This is a genomic window from Sphaerospermopsis sp. LEGE 08334 (genome assembly GCF_015207205.1).
GTDB lineage: Bacteria > Cyanobacteriota > Cyanobacteriia > Cyanobacteriales > Nostocaceae > Sphaerospermopsis.
This window is the reverse complement of the sequence record NZ_JADEXH010000033.1, coordinates 1-24,449: the sequence shown is the minus strand read 5'-3', so window position 1 is coordinate 24,449 and position 24,449 is coordinate 1. Positions and strand designations below refer to the sequence as shown.

General features: G+C 40.4%; 23 protein-coding genes. 7 read left to right on the top strand and 16 right to left on the bottom strand.

Translation table 11 applies throughout. The features are described 5' to 3' along the window. The first annotated feature begins 99 nt into the window (after positions 1-99). The gene (locus IQ237_RS18065) at positions 100-4,365 is read left to right on the top strand and encodes a DNA-directed RNA polymerase subunit beta' (protein WP_194057609.1); all 4,266 of its coding nucleotides are present in this window, start codon (positions 100-102) and stop codon (positions 4,363-4,365) included. 235 nt (positions 4,366-4,600) lie between these two features. On the opposite strand, the gene IQ237_RS18060 is transcribed toward IQ237_RS18065, so the two are convergent. Next, on the bottom strand, positions 4,601-4,978 hold the full coding sequence (locus IQ237_RS18060; protein WP_194057607.1) for a hypothetical protein: 378 nt from the start codon (positions 4,976-4,978) through the stop codon (positions 4,601-4,603). Positions 4,979-5,254: 276 nt separating this feature from the next. On the opposite strand from IQ237_RS18060, the gene IQ237_RS18055 reads away from it, so the two are divergent. From IQ237_RS18055 to IQ237_RS18045, 3 genes are all read left to right on the top strand, one after another. Then, positions 5,255-5,458, top strand: coding sequence for a hypothetical protein (locus IQ237_RS18055; RefSeq protein ID WP_194057605.1), 204 nt, complete (start codon positions 5,255-5,257; stop codon positions 5,456-5,458). Positions 5,459-5,624: 166 nt separating this feature from the next. Next, positions 5,625-6,170, top strand: a complete 546-nt coding sequence (locus tag IQ237_RS18050; RefSeq protein ID WP_194057603.1) for a GIY-YIG nuclease family protein — start codon at positions 5,625-5,627, stop codon at positions 6,168-6,170. A 46-nt stretch (positions 6,171-6,216) separates the two neighbouring features. Next, the gene (locus IQ237_RS18045; protein ID WP_194057601.1) at positions 6,217-6,558 is read left to right on the top strand and encodes a Dethiobiotin synthetase; all 342 of its coding nucleotides are present in this window, start codon (positions 6,217-6,219) and stop codon (positions 6,556-6,558) included. A gap of 15 nt (positions 6,559-6,573) precedes the next feature. On the opposite strand, the gene IQ237_RS18040 is transcribed toward IQ237_RS18045, so the two are convergent. From IQ237_RS18040 to IQ237_RS18010, 7 genes are all read right to left on the bottom strand, one after another. Then, positions 6,574-7,185: a hypothetical protein gene (locus tag IQ237_RS18040; protein WP_194057599.1), complete on the bottom strand. Its 612-nt coding sequence runs from the start codon at positions 7,183-7,185 to the stop codon at positions 6,574-6,576. A gap of 865 nt (positions 7,186-8,050) precedes the next feature. Continuing rightward, positions 8,051-9,637 (bottom strand): DUF4335 domain-containing protein, encoded by a 1,587-nt coding sequence (locus IQ237_RS18035; protein ID WP_194057596.1) that lies wholly within the window; start codon positions 9,635-9,637, stop codon positions 8,051-8,053. A 101-nt stretch (positions 9,638-9,738) separates the two neighbouring features. After that, the gene (locus IQ237_RS18030; RefSeq protein ID WP_194057594.1) at positions 9,739-10,347 is read right to left on the bottom strand and encodes a DUF3038 domain-containing protein; all 609 of its coding nucleotides are present in this window, start codon (positions 10,345-10,347) and stop codon (positions 9,739-9,741) included. 254 nt (positions 10,348-10,601) lie between these two features. Then, positions 10,602-13,103 carry an endonuclease MutS2 gene (locus IQ237_RS18025; protein ID WP_194057592.1) on the bottom strand — a complete coding sequence of 834 codons (2,502 nt, stop codon included), beginning with the start codon at positions 13,101-13,103 and terminating at the stop codon, positions 10,602-10,604. A 274-nt stretch (positions 13,104-13,377) separates the two neighbouring features. Beyond that, positions 13,378-13,674 (bottom strand): DUF2288 domain-containing protein, encoded by a 297-nt coding sequence (locus tag IQ237_RS18020; protein ID WP_194057590.1) that lies wholly within the window; start codon positions 13,672-13,674, stop codon positions 13,378-13,380. A gap of 125 nt (positions 13,675-13,799) precedes the next feature. Then, positions 13,800-14,837, bottom strand: coding sequence for an AI-2E family transporter (locus IQ237_RS18015; RefSeq protein WP_194057588.1), 1,038 nt, complete (start codon positions 14,835-14,837; stop codon positions 13,800-13,802). A gap of 176 nt (positions 14,838-15,013) precedes the next feature. After that, complete coding sequence (locus IQ237_RS18010; RefSeq protein ID WP_194057587.1) at positions 15,014-15,652, bottom strand: 1-acyl-sn-glycerol-3-phosphate acyltransferase; 639 nt, start codon at positions 15,650-15,652, stop codon at positions 15,014-15,016. Between the two features lie 227 nt (positions 15,653-15,879). Here IQ237_RS18010 and IQ237_RS18005 point away from each other — a divergent pair, with 227 nt between their 5' ends. Then, complete coding sequence (locus IQ237_RS18005; protein WP_194057585.1) at positions 15,880-16,071, top strand: DUF2795 domain-containing protein; 192 nt, start codon at positions 15,880-15,882, stop codon at positions 16,069-16,071. Between the two features lie 126 nt (positions 16,072-16,197). Here the strand turns inward: IQ237_RS18005 and IQ237_RS18000 are convergent, their stop codons facing one another. The 7 genes from IQ237_RS18000 to IQ237_RS17970 all read right to left on the bottom strand — a co-directional run bounded on the left by IQ237_RS18000 (position 16,198) and on the right by IQ237_RS17970 (position 22,575). Next, positions 16,198-16,779: a hypothetical protein gene (locus tag IQ237_RS18000; RefSeq protein ID WP_194057583.1), complete on the bottom strand. Its 582-nt coding sequence runs from the start codon at positions 16,777-16,779 to the stop codon at positions 16,198-16,200. Beyond that, positions 16,751-17,209 carry a hypothetical protein gene (locus tag IQ237_RS17995; protein ID WP_194057581.1) on the bottom strand — a complete coding sequence of 153 codons (459 nt, stop codon included), beginning with the start codon at positions 17,207-17,209 and terminating at the stop codon, positions 16,751-16,753. Before IQ237_RS17995 ends, IQ237_RS18000 begins: the two co-directional genes overlap by 29 nt. Before the next feature lie 57 nt (positions 17,210-17,266). Next, on the bottom strand, positions 17,267-17,518 hold the full coding sequence (locus tag IQ237_RS17990) for a P-loop NTPase (protein WP_194057579.1): 252 nt from the start codon (positions 17,516-17,518) through the stop codon (positions 17,267-17,269). Between the two features lie 71 nt (positions 17,519-17,589). Continuing rightward, positions 17,590-18,468 (bottom strand): ACP S-malonyltransferase, encoded by an 879-nt coding sequence (gene fabD / locus IQ237_RS17985; protein ID WP_194057674.1) that lies wholly within the window; start codon positions 18,466-18,468, stop codon positions 17,590-17,592. A gap of 143 nt (positions 18,469-18,611) precedes the next feature. Further along, on the bottom strand, positions 18,612-19,613 hold the full coding sequence (locus IQ237_RS17980; RefSeq protein ID WP_194057672.1) for a beta-ketoacyl-ACP synthase III: 1,002 nt from the start codon (positions 19,611-19,613) through the stop codon (positions 18,612-18,614). 134 nt (positions 19,614-19,747) lie between these two features. Continuing rightward, complete coding sequence (gene plsX / locus IQ237_RS17975) at positions 19,748-20,773, bottom strand: phosphate acyltransferase PlsX (protein WP_194057578.1); 1,026 nt, start codon at positions 20,771-20,773, stop codon at positions 19,748-19,750. 329 nt (positions 20,774-21,102) lie between these two features. Then, positions 21,103-22,575 carry a leucyl aminopeptidase gene (locus tag IQ237_RS17970; protein WP_194057576.1) on the bottom strand — a complete coding sequence of 491 codons (1,473 nt, stop codon included), beginning with the start codon at positions 22,573-22,575 and terminating at the stop codon, positions 21,103-21,105. Positions 22,576-22,721: 146 nt separating this feature from the next. Here IQ237_RS17970 and IQ237_RS17965 point away from each other — a divergent pair, with 146 nt between their 5' ends. Then, positions 22,722-23,021 (top strand): hypothetical protein, encoded by a 300-nt coding sequence (locus tag IQ237_RS17965; protein ID WP_193941146.1) that lies wholly within the window; start codon positions 22,722-22,724, stop codon positions 23,019-23,021. Positions 23,022-23,250: 229 nt separating this feature from the next. Next, complete coding sequence (locus IQ237_RS17960; protein ID WP_193941145.1) at positions 23,251-23,478, top strand: hypothetical protein; 228 nt, start codon at positions 23,251-23,253, stop codon at positions 23,476-23,478. A gap of 71 nt (positions 23,479-23,549) precedes the next feature. Here IQ237_RS17960 and IQ237_RS17955 read toward each other — a convergent pair whose 3' ends face one another. Then, complete coding sequence (locus IQ237_RS17955) at positions 23,550-24,359, bottom strand: alpha/beta fold hydrolase (RefSeq protein ID WP_194057574.1); 810 nt, start codon at positions 24,357-24,359, stop codon at positions 23,550-23,552. Between the last annotated feature and the right edge of the window lie 90 nt (positions 24,360-24,449).

Below are 24,449 nucleotides of genomic sequence, written 5' to 3'. Positions count from 1 at the left end.
TCTCTTCCCTGTCACCTTTACCGATTATCAATTATCCATTGTCAATTATCAATTATCCATTGTCAATTATCAATTATCCATTGTCAATTATTACTGACTATGACTGAAAAAATGATTTTCCGTAACCTTGTCGTTAACAAGGGTCAACTGAGAAACTTAATTGCGTGGTCATTTACCCATTACGGGACGGCGCGGACAGCAGTAATGGCAGATAAACTCAAAGACTTGGGTTTTCGTTATGCTACCAAAGCCGGGGTATCTATTAGTGTTGATGACTTAATGGTTCCCCCTTCTAAAAAATCCCTCCTGGAAGCAGCAGAAGCGGAAATTCTCAGCACTGAGGAACGGTTTAAAAGAGGGGAAATTACGGAAGTTGAACGTTTCCAAAAGGTAATTGATACTTGGAATGGAACTTCTGAAAGTTTGAAAGATGAGGTGGTGACATACTTCAAAAAAACCAATCCCCTTAACTCGGTATATATGATGGCTTTTTCGGGAGCGCGGGGGAATATTTCTCAGGTGCGGCAGTTGGTGGGGATGCGGGGTTTGATGGCTGATCCCCAAGGGGAAATTATTGATTTACCCATTAAAACCAATTTCCGGGAAGGTTTAACTGTTACAGAATATATTATTTCTAGTTACGGAGCCAGAAAGGGATTAGTTGATACGGCGTTAAGAACTGCGGACTCTGGATATCTCACCCGGCGGTTGGTGGATGTTTCTCAGGATGTGATTATTCGAGAGTTTGACTGTGGCACTACCAGGGGTATTCCTTTACGGGATATGACGGAAGGGGCTAAGGTGTTGATTCCCATTGGAACAAGATTAATGGGGCGGGTAGTGGCGCAGGATGTGGTGCATCCGACTACAGGGGAAATGCTCGCACCCCGGAATACTCCGATTTCTGATGACTTGGCAGCGGAGATTCAAAAAGCCGGGGTGAAAGAGGTAATGGTGCGATCGCCTCTCACCTGTGAAGCTGCTCGTTCTGTGTGTCAACATTGTTATGGTTGGAGTTTGGCACACGCCAAGATGGTAGACTTGGGGGAAGCGGTGGGTATTATCGCTGCCCAAAGTATTGGTGAACCAGGTACTCAGTTAACCATGCGGACTTTCCACACTGGGGGGGTATTTACTGGGGAAGTTGCCCAACAGGTGCGGGCGAAGGTTGAAGGTACGGTGAAGTTTTCCCGCAAGTTAAAAACCCGTCCCTATCGGACTCGCCACGGGGAAGATGCGCTTTATGCGGAAACCAATGGCACTATGGTTTTAGAAGCTAAGGGTGATGGGGAAAGTCAAGAAATTTCTATTACCCAAGGTTCGACTTTATATATTAATCCTGGACAACAGGTAAAAGTTGCCCAGTTAATTGCTGAGGTGGCTTTAGGCGGTAAAACCACTAGGGCAAATACGGAAAAAGCTGTTAAAGATGTGGCGACTGATTTGGCAGGTGAGGTGCAGTTTGCGGATGTGGTAGCAGAACAAAAAACCGACCGTCAAGGTAATACTACTACTACTGCGGCTAGAGGTGGTTTGATTTGGATTTTGTCTGGGGAAGTGTATAATTTACCTCCTGGTGCAGAATTGGTGGTGAAAAATGGAGATGCGATCGCTTCTACTGGAGTTTTAGCAGAAACTAAGTTAACTACGGTGCATGGTGGGGTAGTGCGGTTGCCAGAAGCCATACCAGGAAAGGCGACGCGGGAAATTGAAATTATTACTGCTTCTGTGATATTGGATCAGGCGACGGTAACGGTTCACAGTTCCCAAGGGAAAAATAATTACCTAATTCATACTGGGGAAGGGAACAGGGAACAGGGAACAGGGAACAGGGAACAGGGAACAGGGAACAGGGAACAGGGAACAGGGAACAGGGAACAGGGAACAGTAATGGTGACAGTTCCCAATCACCAATCACCAATCACCAATCACCCATCACCAATCACCAATCACCCATCACCCATCACCAATCACCCATCACCCATCACCAAGTCTCAAACTTTTAACCTCCGTGCCACTCCGGGGACAAAGGTACAAAATGGTCAGGTGGTGGCGGAGTTGATTGATGACCGTTATCGGACTACTACTGGTGGGTTTTTGAAGTTTGCGGGCATTGAAGTTCAGAAGAAGGGTAAGGCCAAGTTAGGTTATGAAGTGGTGACTGGGGGAACGCTGTTATGGATACCAGAAGAAAGCCATGAGGTAAACAAGGATATTTCTTTGTTGTTGGTGGAGGATGGGCAGTTTGTGGAAGCTGGAACAGAAGTGGTGAAAGACATTTTTTGTCAAACCAGCGGCGTGATAGAAGTTACTCAGAAAAACGACATTCTGCGGGAAGTGGTGATTAAACCTGGTGAACTGTTGATGGTGGATGATCCAGAAGCGGTGATTGGTAGGGATAATACCTTTGTGCAGCCGGGTGAGGAGTTTATGGGAACAGTGGCCACAGAACTGCGGTATATTCAGTATGTGGAATCGCCCGAAGGACCAGCGTTGTTAAGTCGTCCGGTGGTAGAGTTTGATGTTCCGGCTCGTCCTGATGTACCTTCCACAACTTCTGTAAGTCAACAAACAGGCAGATCCATTCAACTACGGGCGGTACAGCGTTTACCTTATAAAGATGGGGAACGGGTGAAGTCTGTGGAAGGGGTGGAACTGTTGCGGACTCAGTTGGTATTGGAAATTGAACAAGAGGGAGAACAAGATCATGCTTCGCCTTTGGCGGCGGATATTGAATTGGTAGCAGATAGTGAAGATGCTGAGATTCAAAGATTGCAGTTGGTAATTTTGGAATCTTTGGTAATTCGGCGAGATATTGCGGCTGATGCTACCCAAGGTAGTACCCACACCACTTTAGAAGTGGAAGATGGTATGACCATTGCACCGGGGGCGGTGGTAGCACGAACACAGATTTTGTGTAAGGAAGGGGGAACAGTTCGCGGTGTCAGGAGAGATACAGAAGCAGTGCGTCGTTGTTTGGTGCTGCGAGAAACTGACATGATCACGGTGGAAACTACAACAGCGCCAAAGGTGAAAAAAGGCGATTTGTTAGTAGAGGGTACAGAAATTGCTCCTGGAGTGACAGCACCAGAGTCAGGTCAAGTAGTAGCTGTCAAAGCAGGTGACAGTAAAGGTGACAGTTCCCAATCACCAATCACCAATCACCCATCACCCATCACCCATCACCCATCACCATACTCCGTCACCATCCGCGTTGGTCGTCCTTACCGAGTCAGTCCTGGGGCGGTGTTGCAAATTGAAGATGGGGGACTGGTGCAACGGGGTGATAATTTGGTGTTGTTGGTGTTTGAGAGGGCGAAAACTGGGGATATTATCCAAGGTTTGCCCAGAATTGAAGAATTATTAGAAGCTCGGAAACCCAAGGAAGCTTGTATTTTGTGCCGTCGTCCTGGTGAGGTGAAGGTGGTTTATGGGGATGGGGATGAAGCTTTAGGAAGGGAAGCTTATGCCATTAAAGTTTTGGAAGCGGGTGGTGGAGTGACTGACTATCCCCTTGGACCGGGGCAAAACTTGATAGTTCCTGATGGTGTTCATGTGGAGGCTGGTCAACCTTTGACCGATGGACCTTCTAATCCCCATGAAATTTTGGAGATTTTCTTTAGTCTTGGTTCGGATGAAGGGATTTATGCCTGTGCGAGTCATGCCTTGCAAAAGGTACAAAGCTTTTTGGTGAATGAGGTACAAATGGTGTACCAGTCCCAAGGGATTGATATTGCGGACAAACACATTGAGGTAATTGTCCGGCAAATGACTAACAAAGTCCGCATTGATGATGGTGGAGACACCACCATGTTGCCTGGTGAGTTGGTGGAACTGCGGCAGGTGGAACAGGTGAATGAGGCTATGTCCATTACTGGTGGTGCAAAGGCGCAGTATACCCCAGTGTTGTTGGGGATTACGAAAGCTTCGCTGAATACTGATAGTTTTATTTCTGCGGCTTCGTTCCAAGAAACTACCAGGGTGTTAACGGAAGCAGCAATTGAGGGTAAGTCTGACTGGCTGCGGGGTTTGAAGGAAAATGTGATTATTGGGCGGTTGATTCCTGCTGGTACTGGTTACAACACCTATGAAGAAACTACCACCATTGAAGACTATGGTACTGATTTGGGTACCGGGGTTTTGGATGAGGTGGATGATTCACTGGATATGGTTTTAGATGACCGCACTGCTAAATTATACAGCTTAGATTCTTCTGATTTGGGTGATGGTAGTTACGGTGGTAGACGGGGTGACAGGTCTATTTATGATGATGAAGATTTGATTGCTGATGAAGTGATTGCAGGTGTTGAAGAAGAAGAGGAGGATGAATACGAGGAAGAAGATGATGATTATGATGAAGAATAAAACCGAAAGGTAATTTTTGGAAAAAGCAAATGTAGGGGTTTAGCATTGCTAAACCCTTTCTTTATTTCCAGGACTTACGCAAAATATGTCTCAAACCCTCTTTCCTTCGTGTCCTTCGTTCCTACCATGCGGGAACACCTCCGGTGAACGTGATTCATTCCTCCGTGACTTGTGCGTAATTCCGAATTTCTTTTGCGTTTTTCTTTGGCTTTTAAGCCAACCAAAATTCCCCAAATCAAAAATTACTAACTGTCACACTTAAACCTAAATCAAGTCGGGGAACTTTTAAATAGTCAATTGGTTCATAATCTTGGTAATTTGGGTTATTGGTAGCAGAACATGATTGAAAGAAGGTTTCGGGATTGTTTAGATATTGCAGTGGATTAATTTTCTTGCATTCTGGATCAGTTACCTTCAAACCTGGATCATTGTTAATAGCTGTGTCACTGACAAAATTCCACTGGCTGGAAATTGTTGCTGTTTTTGTGACTAAATTAGCTGCTTGATTGGGCTTACTTGTGACATTTGAACCTTGTTTGGGTTTAGCATCAGCACTGGAACAAATAGCAAGTCCAGCAATTACAAAGGCTGAAGTTAAAAGAGAAAATTTCATAATTAACATTGATTAAAATCTCAGAGGAATGAGACAAGACAATGAGTATATACAGTTGGTTTAAACCACATTTCCCATAACTGATGACAGTAATAGAATTTTTCGTTATTTATCTCATAAAAACTACGTTCAACTTCATTGATCTTAAAACTGATAATTCCTCTCGTGGAGTCAGGAGTCAGGAGGAGATTTGAAAATTTCTTTACTATCTCTAGAACCCACATTCCGCACCCTCAACTGTCACACAACGAAAATTGGTCATTTGGAGATTTAGAATTGGCGATCGCCTACCAATATTCATTATCTTTGGTACAAAATACAACATTTGGTCGTAATGAAATTACGAAAAAACCGATTGTGACACCGGGGGGTGCGGAAGGTAGGCTAGAAAGCCAACAAAATGCACACTTTTTCAGGTATACCCTTAAAAACCGTGCATTTTGGGGATCGCAAACCCAAAAATTTGGGGATGACAGATAGCTGAAACTGTTCCCTGTTCCCTGTTCCCTGTCTTCACGACAAGACTTTTTCAGCAAACCCTAATTATTGATATAAAAGCCAATAGGAAGTTTTACCTCTACCCTGATGCTTGACTGTTTGCACACTTGCTGCTTTAGTAAATTAGTAAATCATACATTTAATAAAGATGACTACGGAAATTGATATTCCTGCTTTAGATACTTTAGAATATGTCACTTACATTGATGACAATGGAGAATTACCAGTACATTTTCAGAGTAAAATAGGAGTCTATGCTATTTTTGACAAAGATAAAATTCTGCAATTTGTTGGTTATTCTCGTGATATTTATCTTAGTTGCAAGCAGCATTTAGTCCGTCAACCAGAAAAATGCTATTGGTTAAAGGTTCACACAATTGAACGCCCTAACCGCACGATTTTAGAAAAGATTGAAAATGCTTGGATTGTTGAAAATGGTAGCGTTCCTTTAGGGAATGGAGAAAATAAAGAAAAATGGACTAATCCTATTAATACTCAGGCATTAATGACAGATGAAGAAAAAGCTAATTATCAAAATCCACTAATTGATGAATTGTCGAAAAGTAAAATCATCAAAAATGTAGCTCGGCGAGTTGAATCGGAAATTTTGGCAGTTTTAGAATCAAGAGGATTAAAAACTCAAATGCGTTTTCATCCTAAATTAAAAGAAGAAGGTTTACTAGATTTAAAATAATTGATAATTATCAATTATCAATTATCAATTATCAATTATTTCCTGTATGAACTACGAAATAGCGCGAAAGTTACTTATAGAGCAAACAGCAAATGAAGAAAACCCAAATGCTTTGTTAAATCGTCTCAAACAAGGAAAACCACCAGTACCAGGTCAAATTACCTCTGTTTTATTAGCCTTAAAAGTTGTGTTTGAAGCTCTAAAAGATGCTCATAGCTTAGACAAAGAACTAGCTTTAGCTTTATATAAATTAGGTATTAGAGCTTTGCAGTTATTTGCTACAGGATCTAAATCTGGTGTGGAATGGCCGCCACTGCTCAAAGAAGATTTACAACGCATTTCCCTGGCTGCGGAAAGTATCTTTTCTGGTAAATGGGAAACTATTTAGACCAGGGAGTTTTGACTAACGTGTTCTCAGTTCTGCTTCTAATTTATCGAGGTCAGACTTGAGAAAAACGGTCATTTTACCGCTTAATGCTTTTCCCTCCTTGGGTTGAGCTATTTCTACCCAATAAGCATAGCGATCGCCTAATCTTAACTCTCCTTTTAAAGCCTCCCGAATCGGTGTTTTTGTTAAACGTGCTTGATTTATTGCACTTTGATTAGGATACTCATAAACCACCTGAGCGCGATTATAGTCTTGATAAATATCTATTCCATAAATTACCCGCAAAGATTCCTCAAGCCGCTGAATTGTCACGCCATTTACACCATCATACATAGTCATCCGTTCAGTACGAATTGTACTGCGATCTTTAGTAAATGTTACCTTACCTGGTGGTAATACCGAAGCTTGAAAAGTGAATCTTTGGGCTGCTGTATCACTTTTACTCACAAACAATCGTTCCCCACTTCTGGGGCGAAGAGTGGGATGGGCTTGAATCCAAGTGATTACTTCTTCTGTGCTTTGTCCTGGTAATGCTTGGGCTGAAGAATTCACAAGTGCTAAATCGGTTAGAGAAGGTATAGAAGAACAACACAAAATTAAAAAATTACGCAAATATTTTTTTAGCATTTTCCTATTCAGGAATAACATTGCCATTGAAACATAGTATAAATCCCCGTTACCACAACGGCATCCTGTTTTGTTACATCAAACTGCTATATAAAACCTAGACAAAGCTAGACTTTACTTTCTACTTCAACGGGAGCATGGGAGCGGTTATCCCTCCGTAGACTTGCACGCTGTAGCCCAACGCGATCTTTCTGGTGTGAAAGGAGGCAGGAGTTGAAAGGCAGTTTTGCTGGAGGCCGATTATAGGGGATTTTCAACCCACCTCCAATCATAGACCGCCAAATCACCAGATTATGGCGGGGGACTTAAACCCAAATGGGCGAGTCAAAAAGGCTTTATTCTTAATTCAAAATTCTCCATCCTCCTGCCCCCTGCCTTTTGCCTCGCCCGAAGGGCAGTTAAGATTTTCAAAAAGACTACCACTATCATTGCTTGGTTTTCGCGTCGGCAATAGTCTTAATTCAATACTGGATATCCCAGGATTATATATCAAGATAGTTGATTTTTTAACTCAAGAGAAATTGATTTTTGTCTACATAAGTATAGCTTTGTCTGGAAAATCGCCAGCTTAGGACTAGCTCTCTCTTGCTTTTTTAAGTCTTCATGACCTGGATTAACTGCTAAATTCCGATAAATAGGGCTTGCTGATAGCGAAGCGTGGCGTAAGCCATATAAATGTAAAACCCAGATAGAACAAAGGTTACGGGTGGTCAGTGAGCTTGTCGAAGTGCTGATAAAGAGGAAAAAAATGCCAGGGTTTTCAAGGGTATACCTGAAAAAGTGTGCATTTTTTTGGATTTCGAGAGATAGCAAAGAAATTTTCCAACCTCCTCCTGACTCCTGACTCCTGAATTCTTACACATAATCAAGGGGCTTCTGGGAACGTCTGCACCTTACCATCGGGACTAAAGACAACTCTGAGTCTGAGGTTTTGTCCAGCTTGATTAGTAGAAACAAAGGGTTTACCAATTTCTGGTATACCAGTGTCATTAATATATTCTCTAGCGGCTCGGTTCAAGGGTAAAATGCGTTCAATAGTACCGTCAACACCTAAAATCAGACTATATTCTAGTGTCTGGGAAAATCCCGTAGGTGGCCGCCAATTCTTTTGTAAATAAGCTCTAGCTTCTGCTGCTTGAGGTACATCAAATAATTTGTTTTCTTCAGCAGCAACCTCTGTTGGGAATGGTCTTTGTCTTGCTGATCGCAATTTTTCTATTAAATCATTATCGGGAGATTTGGTTGCAGAAGCAGCCTGATCTAATTGTTGTACCTGTCGTGGAGAGGATATTTGTTCAGAAATCTGACTCTGCACATCGTTAGGTAAGGTAGCAATAGATCCAGATATAGAAGAGATACTACTTGTATTTCCAGAAGGCAAATTTTGACCAGTGACAGGAGGAATACCACCTTGGTTAATCACTCCTGTAGAGTTTTGTTGGGAACTGGGTATTGGTTCTGTTCCTGGAATTTGTAGACTGCTAGGAGGGACGGGCTGTGTTTGTGGTGGTATTGTCAGTCCATTATTTGGCAATGTTCTAGCCGCGGGTGGGACAGTACCATTAGGGAAAGTCAGAGGTTTTGGATCTAGAGTAGAATCAGCGGGTATAATGGGAGTTTCTACATCAGGCAGCTTTATAGTATCACCACTACTAGGGGGAGATGGTAAACCAGCAAAGGGAGTCAATTCTCCTTGAGGAGTGGTTAAGTTAGGAGGGGGTGCAGTTTCAGTAGTTGCTGGTTGTGTATCAGAATTAGTATTTTTAGCTGTCTGCTGATTTTGCCTGATGCTACTGGCATATTGCCAGGTTAAGGGAGCTAAACCCAAAGCTAGTGCTATGACTGCCGCTATAGGTGTCCAAGTAGGCAAACTGGGAATTATTGATTTCTCACTGTTGAGATTTGGTAGTGTGATGACATCAGTGGAATATTCTTCTAAGGCCGTGGACAAGTCAAATAGTTGTAATAGAGTAAGTTGAATTATCGGTCCTGACGTTTGACTAGCAAGGGAACCGAGATATAGTTTATGAGTTAAATTGTCACTAGATTCTAAATAAATTGTCGCCTCTAAAATTCCCATATTAGAGGGATTTGGGATTTTAGGCGACGATGATGAGGATGGGGTAACATCTTGTACTTCTGGTTGGTCAGATGTTTTGCTTGATGGTTGGGATTCTAAGGAAGTGAGACAAAAGTTATCTGCTGATTTTTGCAGAAGTGCCTGAACGTAGTTAGTAACAGCATTACACAAGGCTTCTAGTTGATCATGATCGCCCTGAATAGGTACTCTCAGTTCTTCTGGTAGTGTTGGATCATCAAAGTGCAGTTGAAAACGAAGTTGATTCAGGACTGTTTGCCCTATCAAACGAGATAAAGGTGAGCTTTGCGCCAAGATTTCCAGTGTACAAGTGGGGGGAGTGTAGCGACGAATGACAGAATTTGATCCAGGCATAGCAAAAATGGCAATGGGGACAAAAGAGAATTTTCGATTTTGGATCAGTGATTTCAAATCTAAAATCTAAAATCTAAAATCTAAAATCTAAAATCTAAAATCTAAAATTGTTTTGTGGATCGATCCAACAATGTTAACCACAGGCGGCGGTGTCCAGTAGGGGCGCTATAAAATAGTAAATCTACCAGGAGTTTTATTGCTAAGTTGGTTAGCAAATCTGTGGAGATTTGTTCATCCTCTTCCATCCGTTCTTGGTAGGTGTTACAGAAAGCATCTATATAATCTCCCAATAAAGCATTTTGATGAGGTTCTTGATTTTTGGCAGCTATTGTTTCTAATAACCCAACAGCACGCCGAATTAATTCTTGGTGTTGTTTGGCAAGATAGCAAGTAATCAGAACCAGCGATCGCGCTTCATCTACATCTAGTTTTTTCCGCCCTCCTTGACCTTTGCGTATGGGGTTAGATTGGCGCAGTCGCCACAAGGCCACCCTATCTGGTACTTTTGACTCTAACTGGAGATTAATCGCCGCAGATAGCATAGCATCAGAACCAATGCCAGTTAAAGTTTCTAGTGCTAATAACACCAAATCTAACTGGGTTTTAATATTTTCCCATTGAACGGTATTGGGGGTTGGAAATTGGCTTAGTTCCTCCCACTGGGAATTCGGTGTTGCTGAATTGGCGGCCGATTGCATAACTTTTAGCATAGTTGATCAGGCGAATAAAGGCTGTTGCTGTTACCCTTTTTGAAACAGACCATCAAGTATGAAAATTGGTTTCTCGTCATGTAGCTGTAAATAAGTTTAGTAAACAGCTCTTGTTTTGGTTTTACTTTATATGAAAATTTCTTGTTTAAATATGATAAGTTCATGATGCTTTGGTTAAGACTGGTAGTTGGTAATTGGTAATTGGTAATTGGTAATTGGTAATTGGGTAATAGTTTTTCCCAATGCCCAATGCCCTAATTTACATGAGCAATAGTGACACCAGTACCACCATCTGCTTGTTCTGCTGGTTCATAATGGCTAACTCTGGGGTGTTGCTGCAAGAATGCGTGAACTCCTTGCTTTAGTTTACCAGTTCCGTGTCCGTGAATAATCCATATTTGTCCAACAGCTTCAGAAATTGCTTTATCTAATATATATTCGGCATCTGCTACCCTTTTTCCGCGCAAATCAATGGTATTTTTAGATGTGCGAATGGCTACAGTTGGTGTTGGTGCTGGGGTAACGCTTGGTGTTGGTTTGGGTTTGACTATGGGTTCTGGTTTCTGCCCATCTAAAGATTCTACGTCTTGTAATTTCACTGTCATTTTCATGATGCCAAAGCGCACACTGAACTCTCCATCTGCATCCGGGGCGGTTATGACTTCGGCGGTTTGCCCTAGTTTGGGTATACGAATGCGATCGCCCACTTTAGGCATAAAACCGGGTTTGGGTTTGGGTGCTGGTGCTGGTTGATATTTTCCCGAAATATCACTTAATACTTTTGTTGCTTTTTGTGCATCCTGAGCCGTTGGTTGACCCTGTTGTAAGCGACGAATAACTTGGGCAATTTCTCCTTTTGCTTCTTGAATTGCTTTTTGTACGGCTATTTCTTGGGAGGCTCGCAAGTCCTTTTCCCTCTCCTGTAAAGCTGCGGCCTTTTGGGAAACTTCTTTGTATAATTTCTCAGCTTGCTTTAATATTTCTTGTGCTTCTGCTGCTTTGGTTTCTTGACTGCGCCTTTGAGCTTCTAACCCTGCTATTACTTGGTTAACTTCGTCCGTTGTTTCTCCCACTTGACTTTTTGCAGCTTCTATGACTTCTGGTTTTAAGCCTAAGCGTAAGGCAATGGTTAAGGCGTTGGAACGTCCGGGAATACCCCACAATAACCGATAGGTAGGTGAAAGGGTGGCTTCGTTAAATTCGACTGAGGCGTTTTCAAACCTAATATCGTCATATTTTAAAGCTTTTAATTCTCCAAAGTGAGTAGTAGCAATGGTTAACTGAGCATGATCCGCCAAATATTTAAGGAGAGCGATCGCTAATGCACTTCCTTCCACCGGATCTGTACCTGCTCCCACTTCATCAAGTAAAACTAGGGATTGGTGACTGGTGACTGGTGATTGGTGATTGGTGATTGGGGAAAAGTCTTCTCCCCTGCACCCTGCTCCCTGCTCCTCTGCCTCTTCCTGCTCCCCTGCTTCTTCCCCTGTTCCCTGTTCCCTGTTCCCTGTTCCCTCACTAATAGCATTCAAAATTCGACTAATCCGGCGAATATGCCCGGAAAATGTCGATAAGCTTTGTTGTAATGATTGTTCATCCCCAATATCGGCTAAAATCTGACTAAACCAAGGAATTTCCACTGGTTCACGGGCGGAAACAAATAAACCCACCTTGGCCATTAAAGCCGCTAACCCCAAGGTTTTTAAAGTTACTGTTTTACCACCCGTATTAGGTCCAGTAATTGTGACTACTTTAATATGAGGACTAATCAACAAATCAACGGGAATTACAGGATGTCCTTGTTCATGTTGTTGTTGCCAAACTAACAAAGGATGTCGTAATTGCCGCAGGGTGATTATTTCTTGATCTTGGGGATTAATAAAGCGGGGCGGATTTGCACCCAACCAGAAACTATACCTGGCTTTGGCTGTAGCTAAATCCAGAGTTGTAACAATGGCTAATAACTTTTCTAAATCAGTTTTAACTTCTGCAACTTGTGTAGTTAAATTCCTGCGTATGGCTTCTTCTTCTACCTGTTCTCTTTTGACAGCTTGGCGTAATTGGTTGCCCATTTGCACAATGCTGTTAGGCTCAATATACAAAGTTGCGCCACTAGTAGATGTGTCGTGAACAATACCAGGAATTGCGTCTTTTTGCGGTGCTTTTACAGGCAGAACATAGCGATCGCCCCTTTGAGTAATAATCAACTCTTGCAGGGCATTTGATTTAACTTGGATGATATTTTGCAGTTTTTGGGTAATTTGACTGCGTAACCTGCGTAAATCTTCCCGAATCTCCCCTAATTTCTGACTAGCGCGATCTGTCACTTGCGCTCGTTCATCAATACAACGGTGAATTTCTTGCTCTAATTCTGGGTAAGTACGCAACTCGGCGACTAACTCAGTTAAAATGGGTACATCTTCCTGGTTATCAATTACCCGCCGTAAATTTCTCGCACCGGCAAGGGTAGTAGCGATCGCTAACAGTTCCTCACCTGATAAAATTCCCTGTAATTCCGCACGTTCTAAGGAGTCACCAATATCTTGAACGCCTTCAAAGGATAACCCTGGTGTCAGTCGGCTTTCCAGTTGATAGACTTCTTTGGTTTGTGCCAACAACTCTTTACTTTCCTCCAGAGTTGATGGAATTGGCAAGGCACGGGCAACTATCGCCCCTAACTTAGTTGCCGCAAAGGTGGAAAGGTGCTGGCAGAGGCGATGCCATTCTAGTAGTTCTAAGGTTTCAGACTGAATCAAGGCTTCAACATCTAATCTGAAACTATGGTAACAATTCTGGTAACAAGAAAGCTAAGTCTTCTAGGATGAAATTTTTTCCTCCACCACCTACTCCCACCAATACACATCCAGGTTTTAATAAGTGTTAGCTCCTTGGCTCATGCTTATTTGAGTAGTAATTATTAATTATAAATTATTTAGGACTTACACAATATTAAACTCAAAACCTGATTCTTGCGTAGAGGTAATTCATGAATTACCCCTACTTAGGTTCTGTTTTGCGTAAGTTTTGTTATTAAGCAGCTGCTTTTTCTTGTACCAAAACATAAGGTTCAACAATTAAAGCATTAAACCTCTTAGTGCGATCGCTATTCCAATTTCCCAACTGTTCTGGTGAAGGTTTGGCCAGCAATTGTTCATCAATCCAATTTTGCACAGAGGGAATATTATCAGTTGCGATCGCCTCTCCCACATCTAACAAATCTAAACCATCTGCTACTATAATGATTACATCTCTTTGTGCATGGGGAACTAGCCAATCCCATTCCGCTTCATCCAGGTTTTCTTTTAATTGTTCTCTTAAATCTGACATAATTCTACCATGATTTTTTTATAATTTATATTTTACATCATTTCTCTAATATAGTAAAGTCATTAATAAATTGTAATTCGTAATCATAAATTTCTACCCAATCACCAATCACCAATCACTAATCACTAAATTTCTGATTTCATTTCCTCAATTTCCAACAAAGAAACAATAATACCTGTAATGGGAATAGAGATAAAAATACCCAATAAACCAGCGACTCTTGCACCCAATATAACAGCAAAAAAAACCACAACCGGATTAAGATTTAAAGTACCTTGCATAACTCTTGGGGCAATTAAATTATCTTGAATTTGTTGGAGAATAATACAAGCACCCAATACCCTTAAAGCCAACCAAACATCTTGAGATAAAATAATTAAACTAACTGTACTAATTCCCAAAGTTGCCCCAATACCAGGAATAACATCAATTATGCCGACTATAATTGAAAGGAGCAAAGCAAAAGGCACATTTAATAACATAAAAACCACAAATGTGGCACTTGTGAGAAACAAAGTTAATAATAATTGACCTCTAAAAAAACCTAAAAAATTACGTTTAATAACTGTAGTAACTTGATTGCGTTGATTATAAGGTATAATTTTTAGTATCAAATTCCAAAGTTTTTCCCCATCAAGTAACATAAAAAAAGCCACAACAGCAATTAAAATAAAAGTAATAAAATTAGTAAGCAATCCTTGTAAAATAGCTAAACTTGTCACTAAAGTTGATACGGCTTGTTCACGTATTTGAGTTTCAATAACACTTAAATCTATCTGCAAATTACGACTTTGTAAAAATTGCTCTATTTGCTCTATTAAAGTGACTAAAGAATTTAAAAAAATACTAATACTATTTACTAATTGTTGTCCTTGAGATAAAACAGCTAAACCTACAGTAATTGCTATACCCCCAAGAATAACAATACTGACTAAAAAAACAAAAATAACTGCTAAACCGTGAGGTAAAAACCTTTGCAACCATTTTACAGGATAGCTAAGTAAAAAAGCCAAAATAGCAGCAAATGTGAAAATCACAATTACCACTTGAAAATAATCTAGTAGTTGTATAATTACCCAACCAGAAGCAATTAAAAGTAAAAATCGGACTAATACTAAATTATTGAGACGTTGTAATAAATTTTTGGCTTCAAAGCCACTCATATCAATTTTAGATTTTAGATTTTGGATTTTAGATTAGCCAGGAGCAAAATTTTACATAAGTTCTTTAATAACTTCAAATTTACACAATCTTATAAACTATTACCACATCCTTAGAGTATATATCTTAAAATAGAGAACCCCAACTTATCCAAAAAAGTTAGGGAACTCTTTCCTAATTATCTTCCTAAATCGTGCATTTCATTAATTACATCTGCACATTTACGAGTTATAGATTCTAATTCTTCCTTATGTGTAGAAGTTGGTGCATCTATCAATTTACCAATTCTAATAGTCATCGGGACTTTACGAGGAATAGGTGTACCTTTTTGGACAACGTTTTCACTCCCCCACAAACTCACCGGTAATAAAGGCGCTTTGGCTTTTGCAGCTAACAGTGCTGCACCTCTTTTGGGGTCATGAATACGACCATCTGGGGTGCGAGTTCCTTCTAAAAACACACCTACAGCCCAACCATTCTCTAAATATTCTAAAGCCGCACGAATAGCCGCACGGTCAGCAGCACCGCGACTGACGGGATAAGCACCGTATAATTTAATAGCTTGGGCTAAAACAGGCACTTTAAATAATTCTTCCTTAGCCATGTATGCAACTGGTCGAGATACACAGTTAGAAACTATGGGAGGGTCAAAATAACTTGCATGGTTGCTAACTACCACCAATGGTCCAGTTTTGGGAACATTTTCCACCCCATAAATTTTACCCCCAAAGTAAGCGTGTAACATGGGGCTAACCACTGACCACTTGAAAGCGTGGTAAAGTGCTAAACTAATAAAAGGTTCGCGTTCTCTGGTCACGGAAGATAATTCAAATAAGACTAAAATTAAGCATACAGTAGAATTGGACTGAATCGCTTTTTCACCCCTGACTTTTTCCCTATTCCCTATTCCCTATTCCCTATCCTCACATATAAGCTAACGATTTAACACAAAGATAAAATTAAGATGCAACCGCAGGTAGAGAATATAAAAAGCGAACACTAATAGCCTAGATATTAAACAACCAATTATATAGAGGTTAGGTTATGGCAGTATCAGCAATTGATATTTCCAGAAGTCTTAGTGGCATAGATTTTCCTGCAAATAAAGAAGATTTGGTTAACCATGCCAGACAGCAAAATGCAAGTCAGGAAGTAATTGACGTTCTCCGACAAATGCCAGAGCGTGAATATGAAAACATGGCAGATGTAGAACACGAATTTGGTCAAGTTAGATAATTTTTGAATGATTGTCTGAATGACTTTTTGTTCTTGTCTGTCTAGTTCATTAGCTACTTTTTGGCATTTGATATATAGTGGGATTTAAGCAAAAAATACTGATAATTTATGTTTAATTCCCACTATTCATTTAATATTTATAAATTCTCTCAGATTTTTTCTTATATTTTCACTAATATCACCAGCAACGAAGAAAATATTTGGACAAGATATATCTCCACTGAGCAAATTTTCTAAAAGAATATGACACAAATCCATATTACTTTTTGAATTATGACGTTTAAACTCTGCTTGAGCATCGGGACATAATTTCACTGCTGTAATAATCACTCCTGCAAAAATATGCTCACGTCGTAAATCTTCCACAAACGCATTCAGCGTATCTCTTTGAAATTCATCTTTTTCTATCTTGATGTTAAAACCAGCTTGAGTTTCTACCCATCTAAATTCCTCCTCAATTGTATCTACAGGTATTTCGTAATCATCCGAAATACGTTTCAATTTCTGTCTAATAACACGTTCCTTAATCAGAATTGGGATTTTACCATCTATACCTCCGTCTGTAAAACCTCTGCGTACCGGCAGTCCAGTAACTTGAGGTGTAGGATCACCCCCTAAAACTTGAACAATACGATTAGCAATCTCACGTTTTTCTTTGGGTGATAAAGAAAGCAAATGTTCAACTAACTTTTTTTGTAGATTGCCCATTATTACCAATTGAATGTGCTAATAAATCTAAACAAAGACGCAAGACAAGATTAATAACATCCTCTGTTGTCAAAGGATATTGACCATTCATAAGATGAATTTCAGAACCCAGAATTAAGACCATCCATCGTGGAATTGTTACTTGCTGTAACTTCTCCATGTTAGTAGTTGACTTTTGAGATATTACTTCTATTAATTTTTTAGCTGATTTATACTGTATCTGATCTATAATACTATGTTGAATATTTAATTTTTTTGTAGAAGTAATAGCAAAGGCTAATTCAATTAGTTTGTCTACTGACTTTGTAGAAAGATAATTACCGAGGTTATCAATTAACTCTTGCTCAAGTAAATTCGAGTCGAATGTGATGGATATACCTTTTAAATTTCCTGATACTTGGTTTTGTAGTGTCTCAGTCAGCTTAGACATAAATTTTCTCACATATCAAGTTCAGCAAGAACAGAGCGTAGACTTTGCGAGAATATTTCATCCGATGTAAAGTCTAAAGGGGACAAGTTTACAAACGGCAACCAATGAGCATGTTTCTCTAATATCTATCTTATTTTTGTCATTTGCAAAGTGACCTGTAGATTCTAAGAACTTACCCATTCGGCTTCTTCCAGCCAAGTCTAAAGCCCAAACACGGTAGTTTTGCTGGGCTAGTAGTAAAGCAATATTTGTAGCAACTGTTGTTTTTCCTACTCCACCCTTGGTTGCATTTACTACTATTTTCAGCACTCTTGTTACTCCATTGCGTGAGAAAGATCGTTATGAGTTCAGATTTGTATTGATAAAGATCGCTTTGCTACTTAAACTGGCAACTCCCCAGTATTACGAATATTCTTCAATTCCACACCATCAACAGTCCGCTTAATCAAACCAGTTAAAACGTTACCTGGTCCAATTTCTACTACTTTTGTAATACCAAATTCTGGTAATTGTAATGCAATTTCTCTCCACCGTACTGAACCAGTCATTTGTTGAGTTAAACGCTGTTTTAAAATTTCTGCATCAGTTGTAGGCACAGGATCAACATTAGAAGAAACGGGAACTTCTGCTGTTTGGAAAACTATGCTATCTAATATTTCTTGAAATTCCTGTGATGCTGCTTGCATTAAATGGGAATGAAATGCACCGGAAACTTTTAAAGGTAATGCCCGTTTTGCTTTGACATTAGACATTACAGTTTGTAAAGCTTCGGGAGTTCCTGAAATTACGACTTGTGCGGGACTATTATCATTTGCTAACACTACATCCGGGGTTTCTGCAATTAATTTTTCTAATTGTTCCCGATCAAAATTAAGTAATGCTGCCATCATTCCCCCAGCAGTATTATCCATAATTTCTGCACGACGTTTAACTAATTGTAAACCTGTACACCAGTCAAAAACACCAGCAACATAAAGAGCAATATATTCTCCTAAACTGTGACCGGCAACTAAATCTGGTTTTTCTCCTTTTTCTCGTAATAAGTCCGCAAGAATACTTTCGATCACATATAAACAAGGTTGGGTGTAAAGTGTGCGTGATAGTTTTTCTTCGTCTGCACAAATTTCACTCACAGACCACCCTAAAATTGCTTCAGCTTCTTCAAATTTTGCCTTAGCAGACGCTATATCTAGTAGATCCATTCCCATGTTTAAGGTTTGTGAACCTTGTCCGGGAAACACCCATGCAGTTTTTGTCATTTGATAATTGATAATTGGTAATTGGTAATTGGTAATTGGTAATTGGTAATTGGTAATTGGTAATTGGTAATTGGTAATTGGTGATTGGTGATTGGGAAAAATGAAATTGATTACCCAGTCACCTGTCACCTGTCACCTGTCACCTATCTTCCCCATTGAAAAATGGCTGCACCCCAGGTTAAACCTGCGCCAAAACCAGAGGTAGCAATGATATCATTTGGTTTAATTTTTCCTTGCCTTACTGCTTCATCTAATGCGAGGGGAATGGAAGCGGCGGAGGTGTTCCCATAATGGGCAACGTTACTGATTACTTTATGTTCAGGAATATTTAACCGATCAGCTACAGCGTTAATAATACGCTGATTTGCTTGATGTAATATTAACCAATCTATTTTCTCTACGCTGAGATGAGCTTCAAATAAAGCTTTGTCTATGACTTCTGGCACTTTCTGAACTGCAAAACGGTATACTTCTTTACCGTTCATCGTGATGGGGTGATAAGTGCCTGTAGGTACGTGAATATCTGGTGTTACTTGTTTTGTAGTGCCTTGATAACCCAGGTTGAGATGGTGATTTTGACTACCATCACTCTTCAGGGAAAATCCTAATAGGCGATCGCTCTTATTTGCTTGCAATACTACCGCCCCAGCACCATCACCAAATAGCACACAAGTGCGCCGATCTTGCCAATCTACCCAACGAGAGAGGATATCTCCTCCTATCAACAGTACATTTTGATAAACACCTGTTCTAATATATTGGGCTGCTGTCACCAGTCCAAATACAAACCCCGAACAGGCTGCGGTTAAATCAAAGGCGACTGCTTTAACTGCTCCTAATTCAGCTTGAATGCGACAAGCATTACCAAATAAGTCATCTGGTGTAGATGTTGCCAGCAAAATTAAATCTATATCTTCTGCTTTAATTCCTGCGGCGGCGATCGCCTGTTTACTGGCATCAGTAGCTAATGTAGTCAATGATTCTGGCGGTAATGCTAACTGCCGTTGACTAATTCCTGTTCTTGTGGTAATCCACTCATCTGAAGTTTCCACCAGTTGAGTCAAAGTCTGGTTATCCAAGGAAGTTGCTGGTACAGCCGAACCACTTCCTATAATTGCTATGCCTTGATTGAATAAATTCTGCACTCCTAAATCTCCCCAGTTGTCAATTGTCAATTGTCAATTGTCAGTTGTCAAGAAGCAGTCAGCAGTCAGCAAACCCCATTCATGAATGACTAATGACTAATGACAAATGACTATGGAATCTATATCAAATCAGGCTATTCGCTTTCGCTTTGTAGAAGTTGATATTGTGACTGTAGTCTTTGCAATACCTGATTATCTACAGCTTCTTTGGCCATGCGAATAGCACTAAATATAGAAGGCGCTTGAGAACTTCCATGACCGATAAAACAAATTCCATTTACGCCTAATAATAATGCTCCCCCATGTTCGGCGTGATCCATGCGTTGTTTAACGCGCTTCAGGTTAGGTTTTAAAATTGCAGTACCAATTTGCCCCCGGATACCTTGGGGTAGTTCTTCCCGCAGAATTTGTAAAATTACTCCTCCTACTGCTTCGGCAAATTTTAATAACACATTACCAACGAAGCCATCACAGACTATAACATCAAATTCTCCTGATAATACATCACGTCCTTCCGCATTACCGCTAAAATTTATTTGGGTATTTTCCCTTAATAATTGATGGGCGCGAAGGGCAGTTTCGTTACCTTTGGTGTCTTCTTCACCGATATTCAATAATCCTATTTTGGGTTCAGGCATTCCCAAAACATATTGACTATAAATTGAACCCATGACTGCAAACTGCTCTAAAAATTTAGGGCGACAGTCTACATTTGCACCAACATCCAGTATTAATACTGGCTTACCTGCTTTAATAGTTGGGAATACTGTACCTATGGCTGGACGATCAATTCCTGGTAATCTGCCTAAACGTAGTAAAGCTGATGCCATTGCTGCCCCAGAGTGTCCAGCAGAAAATACTGCATCTGCTTGATTATTTTTCACTAAATCCATCGCTACGTTGATTGAAGCCTTACGCTTTTTTCTAACTGCGTTTAAAGGCTCTTCATCCATTGCGATCGCTTCCTGTGCAGGAACAATCTCTAATCCTACCATATTGGTTTTTGGAGGTATCACAGCTTCAATTTGTTGCTGATCACCCACCAACAAGATTTTCACACCCAATTCTTCTTTCGCTCGTAATGCGCCAGCGACGATTTCAGCGGGTGCGTAATCCCCTCCCATAGCGTCAATTGCTATCCTTACACCAGTCGATCCCATTGCTCCTAGCTCAAAGAAACCTTACAAATTTTATCAGATCGCAACACTCAACAATTAAAAATTCCCAAAAAAGGCATGAAAAACTATAGCAGGAGTCAGGAGTCAGGAGTCAGGAGTCAGGAGGCTGGGGAATAATCTCTGATACTTTATCGGGCGTGGTTTTGGCTCACTCGATTTTCTTAATAAAAAGGCTCTACCTTGGATCACACCCAAAGCAGAACCTTTAATAATTTACAGCAGATTACAGATCAATCTGGTACAGAGTCTTACTTGAAACCTAGACAAAAAGAGAGTTTTACTCCTGACTCCTGCTGTATCAAACCGAAAAACTAACTCAAAACCCAACTAACCAAAGTTCTCACACCAAAACCGGTAGCACCAGCACCGTTGTAACCATTTTCTTTATCAGCCCAAACTGGACCGGCAATATCTAGGTGCGCCCAAGGAGTATCCTTCACAAACTGCTTCAAAAACAAAGCCGCAGTAATAGAACCACCATAACGTGGCCCAGTATTCTTCATGTCCGCAATACCAGATTTTAACCCCTCAAAATACTTTTCTTCCATTGGCATCCGCCAAATTTTCTCACCTGCTGCTTCTGAGGCAGTTTGCAGTTGGGAAGCTACCCCATCATCAGGTGTGAATAAACCAGCGATATCATCACCCAAAGCCACTACACAAGCACCTGTGAGGGTAGCTAAATCAACGATCGCATCTACACCCAACTTATCCGCATAAACCAAAGCATCAGCCAAGGTTAAACGCCCTTCAGCATCAGTATTGTTGACTTCGATTGTTTTGCCATTTGATGCGGTTAAGATGTCTCCGGGGTGCATTGCCTTACCGCTAATCATGTTTTCGGTGACGGCTGAGATAAAGTGAACCTCTACATCTGGCTTTAATTGACCGATCGCTTTTGCAGCGCCTAAAGTTGCCGCAGCGCCACCCATGTCAATTTTCATGGTTTCAATGCCGCTACCAGCGCCTTTAATGTTCAAACCACCAGAGTCAAAAGTTAAACCTTTACCAATAATTGCTAATTTGCGTCTGGGTGCGGTAGCTGGTTTGTAAGTGAGGTGAATAAATTTAGGTGGTAAGTCAGAAGCTTGGGCTACTCCTAAATATGCCCCCATACCTAATTTTTCACAATCTTCTTTTTCCAAAATTTGTAATTCTAAACCGTGTTCTTTAGCTATTGCTTGGGAGGTTTCTGCCATTGTAATCGGTGTCACAGCGTTAGCTGGGGCGGCTACTAACTGCCTTGCTAAAATTACCCCAGAAACAATTTGTTCTGCACGGGTAATAGCCGCTTCTTGTCCAGCTAAACCCAATAAATCAATAGTTTCGATGTTGGGATTTTTATCTTCTGGTTCAGATTTAAAGCGAGTATCTTGGTAAAGTGCCAGTTGTGCGCCTTCTGCGATCGCTTGGGCTGTAGCTGCTGGATCGTTGTTGTAAACTGGTAAACTAACTGCCAGAGTTTTGGTTTTTTGCTTTTTGGCAGTTCGCGCTATTGTAGCCGCAACACGGCGTAAAGTTTCTAATTTCAAAGCATCCGGTTTTCCCAAACCTACCAAAATCACCTTCCGCACGGGATGACTAGCACCTACGCGAATAACAACGGTGCTGTTAGCTTTACCTGTAAATTCTTCTTCGGCAATGATTTCTGAGAAAATTCCGCCGCTTTTCTCATTCAGAGTCGCTAAATCGCCGGTTAACTCTACTGCATCTTCAAACAAGCCAATGGCTAAAGTATCACCACTCCAATCTAATAATGCTGTGTTTGTAGGTTGAATCGTCATTTTTGTAATGTTCTGTAAACCTTCCTTACTTGTACCAGTATTGCTCAAAATTTCCAGCGTGTGGAAACTCCTGTTAAGATAATCCCTATTAGGGATTGAAACTAAGCCATCTTGTCAAAGTTCCCCGCTTGGGGATGAAAAAAACTATGTTAAATATCATAAACACTAGGTTGAGCTTTATTGCTAATAACTCTCTTGATGACAATCAAGCTATGAGAGAAATTGCTTATAGCATGGATTTATTAATTCCTGGCTTATACTTATGGCTACCAGGAATACAGATTCGCCTTGGTGGTGCTGTTCCTGATGATCAACCTTATAGATATCCAGGTAAGATTCACAGTCATGCAGGGATGGCTTTAGTATTACCAGGGTATAAGATTTTTACAACTTATCAGGGTACTTATGACTCATTTGGAGATGAGGTTGAGAAAAGGATAGGTTAGTAACGTAAAAGATTGAATTGGATTAAATCCAATATGAGTTATTGGTTTACAAGTTATGAAAAAAATAGGGTAGTAAGATACAAAATATTCATAATTTATCAGGCTACCTATTTAATTGGACTATGTCCAATAATTAATTGGACTACGTACAATCTGGTTTATTGCTTTACAAGTTGTGAAAAGCGTAGGGTAGTAAGATACAAAATATTCATAATTTACCAGGCTACCCATGACCCTAAACAAGCATAAAATCCAGGGACTACCACAGTTCAAATGTCAAACATTAAGCGCAACTCAATTTGAGAAATTAATGATTGATGCTGGTTACTCAATATCAGGTACTGCGCCAGCCCAAGGTAATAGAATTAAAGTTTGGTGGATTCATGATCAATATCCAAGGGTAGAATCTATTTATAGTCCTGATCAGAAAATAGTGATTACTGCGTATCATGTATAAGATACGCTGCTGAAGGTTTAATTTTACGTCGATTTTACTTTTCGTTACATATTTCGGTTTTTTCTGTTTACCTACTTAGTAGCATGACTGTATTTTAAAGATTCTACAAATTCATGATCCTTCAAAATCTTATACAAATTCACATCTTCCTCTAATAAACAAGCATGACCACTATCAGGTAAAATTAATTTCTTAGGATTAGGTAAAATCTGATCTAACCGTTCCACTTCACTCACAGAAGGTAACAAGCGATCGCTCCCCCCAGCTATTAATAATACTTGTTGTGTCAATTGTTGCAATTTTTTCTCTTCAATTTGAAACTCTCGCAATAACGACAACCGCCAATTTACAGTTTCTGCTGGTAAAGAACGCATAGTTCTCAGCAGTTCATGGCGAATACTACTAGACATCCTTGATAACGATGCCAAAAATGGTAATAATCCCAATGCCCCAACATCATAAAACCATGATGGCACAAAGTCAGTCAGCTGAGATAAAGAATTGAGCCAAGGACGTAATTGAAAAGCTGAAGCAGGATTAATTAAAATAATACGTTTGAATAATTGTGGTGATTGGGTAGCGACTTTCATAGCCAAACAACCCCCAAAGGACTCACCACACAGATAAACTGGACGGTGACAACTTCTTTCTAATTCTGCGTGAATTAAGTCTAAAACGTTCTTAGTCAGCACATCCCAGGTAGTGAGGTCTTGTCTGGGGATCGCTAAACAACGGACATCAAAACCCAGTTCTAAGCCAGTTGTTTGCGATCGCAACATTTGACCAGTTCCATCCATTCCTGGTAAATAGACAAACAGGGGATACTCTGGTTGTACTCTTTTGGGAGTTAGGAAACAAGGTTTAAGTTCAACGTCTGTCATTTTCCCGTGTGTCTCTATCTATTTGACCTTGTTTAACTGTACCGTTTCACTGGCAATTATTGTGATTGGGCACTGGGGCCTGGGGACTGG

What these genes read in the sequence shown, in the direction of transcription:
- IQ237_RS18065 (WP_194057609.1), top strand. Translation starts at nt 100, where the DNA reads ATGACTGAAAAAATGATTTTCCGTAACCTTGTCGTTAACAAGGGTCAA.
- IQ237_RS18060 (WP_194057607.1), bottom strand. Translation starts at nt 4,978, where the DNA reads ATGAAATTTTCTCTTTTAACTTCAGCCTTTGTAATTGCTGGACTTGCT.
- IQ237_RS18050 (WP_194057603.1), top strand. Translation starts at nt 5,625, where the DNA reads ATGACTACGGAAATTGATATTCCTGCTTTAGATACTTTAGAATATGTC.
- IQ237_RS18045 (WP_194057601.1), top strand. Translation starts at nt 6,217, where the DNA reads ATGAACTACGAAATAGCGCGAAAGTTACTTATAGAGCAAACAGCAAAT.
- IQ237_RS18040 (WP_194057599.1), bottom strand. Translation starts at nt 7,185, where the DNA reads ATGCTAAAAAAATATTTGCGTAATTTTTTAATTTTGTGTTGTTCTTCT.
- IQ237_RS18035 (WP_194057596.1), bottom strand. Translation starts at nt 9,637, where the DNA reads ATGCCTGGATCAAATTCTGTCATTCGTCGCTACACTCCCCCCACTTGT.
- IQ237_RS18030 (WP_194057594.1), bottom strand. Translation starts at nt 10,347, where the DNA reads ATGCTAAAAGTTATGCAATCGGCCGCCAATTCAGCAACACCGAATTCC.
- IQ237_RS18020 (WP_194057590.1), bottom strand. Translation starts at nt 13,674, where the DNA reads ATGTCAGATTTAAGAGAACAATTAAAAGAAAACCTGGATGAAGCGGAA.
- IQ237_RS18015 (WP_194057588.1), bottom strand. Translation starts at nt 14,837, where the DNA reads ATGAGTGGCTTTGAAGCCAAAAATTTATTACAACGTCTCAATAATTTA.
- IQ237_RS18005 (WP_194057585.1), top strand. Translation starts at nt 15,880, where the DNA reads ATGGCAGTATCAGCAATTGATATTTCCAGAAGTCTTAGTGGCATAGAT.
- IQ237_RS18000 (WP_194057583.1), bottom strand. Translation starts at nt 16,779, where the DNA reads ATGGGCAATCTACAAAAAAAGTTAGTTGAACATTTGCTTTCTTTATCA.
- IQ237_RS17995 (WP_194057581.1), bottom strand. Translation starts at nt 17,209, where the DNA reads ATGTCTAAGCTGACTGAGACACTACAAAACCAAGTATCAGGAAATTTA.
- fabD (WP_194057674.1), bottom strand. Translation starts at nt 18,468, where the DNA reads ATGACAAAAACTGCATGGGTGTTTCCCGGACAAGGTTCACAAACCTTA.
- plsX (WP_194057578.1), bottom strand. Translation starts at nt 20,773, where the DNA reads ATGGGATCGACTGGTGTAAGGATAGCAATTGACGCTATGGGAGGGGAT.
- IQ237_RS17970 (WP_194057576.1), bottom strand. Translation starts at nt 22,575, where the DNA reads ATGACGATTCAACCTACAAACACAGCATTATTAGATTGGAGTGGTGAT.
- IQ237_RS17965 (WP_193941146.1), top strand. Translation starts at nt 22,722, where the DNA reads ATGTTAAATATCATAAACACTAGGTTGAGCTTTATTGCTAATAACTCT.
- IQ237_RS17960 (WP_193941145.1), top strand. Translation starts at nt 23,251, where the DNA reads ATGACCCTAAACAAGCATAAAATCCAGGGACTACCACAGTTCAAATGT.
- IQ237_RS17955 (WP_194057574.1), bottom strand. Translation starts at nt 24,359, where the DNA reads ATGACAGACGTTGAACTTAAACCTTGTTTCCTAACTCCCAAAAGAGTA.